Origin of the sequence: Tenacibaculum agarivorans, assembly GCF_001936575.1 — a bacterium.
Classification (GTDB): domain Bacteria; phylum Bacteroidota; class Bacteroidia; order Flavobacteriales; family Flavobacteriaceae; genus Polaribacter; species Polaribacter agarivorans.
This window is the reverse complement of record NZ_MSMP01000074.1, coordinates 1-3,626: the sequence shown is the minus strand read 5'-3', so window position 1 is coordinate 3,626 and position 3,626 is coordinate 1. Positions and strand designations below refer to the sequence as shown.

1 protein-coding gene is annotated in these 3,626 nt (G+C 40.8%); it reads left to right on the top strand.

Annotated features, from left to right (window positions below):
- Positions 1–3,626: hypothetical protein (locus BVC87_RS23630; RefSeq protein WP_159439409.1), on the top strand; the 3,626-nt coding region annotated here is incomplete at both ends.

The window sequence follows — 3,626 nt, the reverse complement described above, 5'->3', positions numbered from 1 at the left end:
GGTAGCTGCTCAAACAGGGACTAGTTTTTCAAATTTACAACCAGGGACTTATGAGTTAACGGAGACTAATGCCAGTGGCTGTATTTCAGCTGCAACTACGATTGTTATAGATCCATTGTTACCAGTTCCTGCAGCTCCAAGTGCTACACATGTAGATCCAACCTGTACCGTTTTAACAGGAAGTGTAAATGTTACGAGTCCTGTAGCGACTTCGACGTATACGTTAACAGGAATTACACCAGTTGTTGCTGCTCAAACAGGTACTAGTTTTTCAAGTTTACAACCAGGAACTTATGAATTAACCGAGACTAATGCGAGTGGATGTGTTTCAGCTGCGACTACGATTGTTATAGATCCATTATTACCAGTTCCAATCGCTCCAAGTGCTACGCATACCGATCCGACCTGTACAGTTTTAACGGGAAGTATCAATGTTACAACTCCCGTAGCGACTTCTGTGTATACCTTAACAGGAATAACACCAGTGGTAGCAGCTCAAACGGGTACTAGTTTTTCAAGTTTACAACCAGGAACTTATGAATTAACCGAGACGAATGCCAGCGGATGTATTTCAGCTGCGACTACGATTGTTATAGGTCCGTTATTACCAGTCCCTGTAGCCCCAAGTGCTACACATGTAGATCCAACGTGTGCAGTTTTCACAGGAAGTATCAATGTTACGAGTCCAGTAGCGACTTCTACGTATACCTTAACAGGAATTACACCAGTTGTTGTTGCTCAAACAGGTACTAGTTTTTCAAGTTTACAACCAGGAACTTATGAGTTAACGGAGACTAATGTGAGTGGATGTGTTTCTGCTGCAACTACGATTGTTATAGATTCTTTATTACTAGTTCCCGTAGCTCCAGGTGCCACACATACTGATCCAACCTGTACAGTTTTAACAGGAAGTATCAATGTAACGAGTCCCGTAGCGACTTCCACGTATACTTTAACAGGGATTACACCAGTTGTAGCTGCTCAAACAGGTACTAGTTTTTCAAGTTTACAACCAGGGATTTATGAATTAACGGAAACCAATGCAAGCGGCTGTGTTTCTGCTGCAACTACGATTGTTATAGATCCTTTATTACCAGTTCCCGTAGCTCCAAGTGCTACACATGTAGATCCAACCTGTACAGTTTTAACAGGAAGTGTGAATGTAACGAGTCCTGTAGTGACTTCTACGTATACCTTAACAGGAATTACACCAGTTGTTGCTGCTCAAACAGGAACAGTTTTTTCAAGTTTACAACCTGGTACTTATGAATTAACGGAGACTAATGCGAGTGGATGTGTTTCAGCTGCAGCTACGATTGTTATAGATCCATTGTTACCAGTTCCTGTAGCTCCAAGTGCTACACATGTAGATCCAACCTGTACAGTTTTAACAGGAAGTATCAATGTAACGAGTCCCGTAGCGACTTCCACGTATACTTTAACAGGAATTACACCAGTTGTAGCTGCTCAAACAGGTACTAGTTTTTCAAATTTACAACCAGGGACTTACGAATTAACGGAAACCAATGCAAGTGGATGTATTTCAGCTGCGACTACTATTGTTATAGATCCATTGTTGCCAGTCCCTGTAGCCCCAAGTGCTACACATGTAGATCCAACCTGTACCGTTTTAACAGGAAGTATCAATGTTACGAGTCCTGTAGTGACTTCCACGTATACCTTAACAGGAATTACACCAGTTGTAGCTGCTCAAACAGGTACTAGTTTTTCAAATTTACAACCAGGGACTTATGAATTAACGGAGATCAATGTAAGCGGATGTGTTTCAGCTGCAACTACGATTGTTATAGATCCATTGTTACCAGTTCCTGCAGCTCCAAGTGCTACACATGTAGATCCAACCTGTACCGTTTTAACAGGAAGTGTGAATGTTACTACTCCCGTAGCGACTTCCACGTATACTTTAACAGGAATTACACCAGTGGTAGCAGCTCAAACGGGTACTAGTTTTTCAAATTTACAACCAGGAACTTATGAGTTAACAGAAACCAATGCCAGCGGATGTGTTTCAGCTGCAACTACTATTGTCATAGATCCATTGTTACCAGTTCCTGCAGCTCCAAGTGCTACACATGTAGATCCAACGTGTGCAGTTTTCACAGGAAGTGTGAATATTACGAGTCCCGTAGCGACTTCCACGTATACTTTAACAGGGATTACACCAGTTGTAGCTGCTCAAACAGGTACTAGTTTTTCAAATTTACAACCAGGGACTTATGAGTTAACGGAAACCAATGCCAGCGGATGTGTCTCTGCTGTGACTACGATTGTTATAGATCCATTATTACCAGTTCCAATCGCTCCAAGTGCTACGCATACCGATCCGACCTGTACAGTTTTAACGGGAAGTGTGAATGTAACGAGTCCTGTAGTGACTTCCACGTATACCTTAACAGGAATTACACCAGTTGTAGCTGCTCAAACAGGTACTAGTTTTTCAAGTTTACAACCTGGTACTTACGAATTAACGGAAACCAATGCAAGTGGATGTATTTCTGCAGCAACTACGATTATTATAGATCTATTATTACCAGTTCCAATCGCTCCAAGTGCTACACATGTAGATCCAACCTGTACAGTTTTAACGGGAAGTATCAATGTTACAACTCCCGTAGCGACTTCTGTGTATACCTTAACAGGAATAACACCAGTGGTAGCAGCTCAAACGGGTACTAGTTTTTCAAGTTTACAACCAGGAACTTATGAATTAACCGAGACGAATGCCAGCGGATGTATTTCAGCTGCGACTACGATTGTTATAGATCCGTTATTACCAGTCCCTGTAGCCCCAAGTGCTACACATGTAGATCCAACCTGTACCGTTTTCACAGGAAGTATCAATGTTACGAGTCCAGTAGCGACTTCTACGTATACCTTAACAGGAATTACACCAGTTGTTGTTGCTCAAACAGGTACTAGTTTTTCAAGTTTACAACCAGGAACTTATGAGTTAACGGAGACTAATGTGAGTGGATGTGTTTCTGCTGCGACTATTATTGTTATTGATCCATTGTTGCCTGTTCCCGTAGCTCCAAGTGCTATTTTAACGCAACCAACTTGTTTGGTGCCAAGTGGTACAATTACATTTGTAACACAACTAAATGTGGAGTACAGTATTGATGGGGTAAATTTTCAATCTAGTGAAGTGTTTGCAAATTTATCACCAAATACATATACTCTTACAATAAGAAATACTACAGGAGCACGTTGTTCAGCAGTAAGTCTATTTCCAGTAACGATAAACCCAGTTCCAAGTTCACCACCAACACCAGTATTAGCAAGTGTTTTACAACCTACGTGTTCTGTTACTACAGGGACAATCACTTTTGTAACTCAACCTAATGTAGAGTATAGTATTGATGGAATAACTTTTAGAACAAGTGAGGTTTTTTCTAATTTACCACCTAATACCTATAATTTAACGGTAAGAAGTTCAATAGAAAGAAATTGTATAACAACAAATCCTATTCCAGTAACGATTAATTCTGTACCTACTTCACCAAGTGTACCAGTTTTGGCAAGTGTTTTACAACCTACATGTTCCGTACCAAGTGGAACTATTACTTTTGTAGTGCAACCCAATATGGAATATAGTATTGACGGAG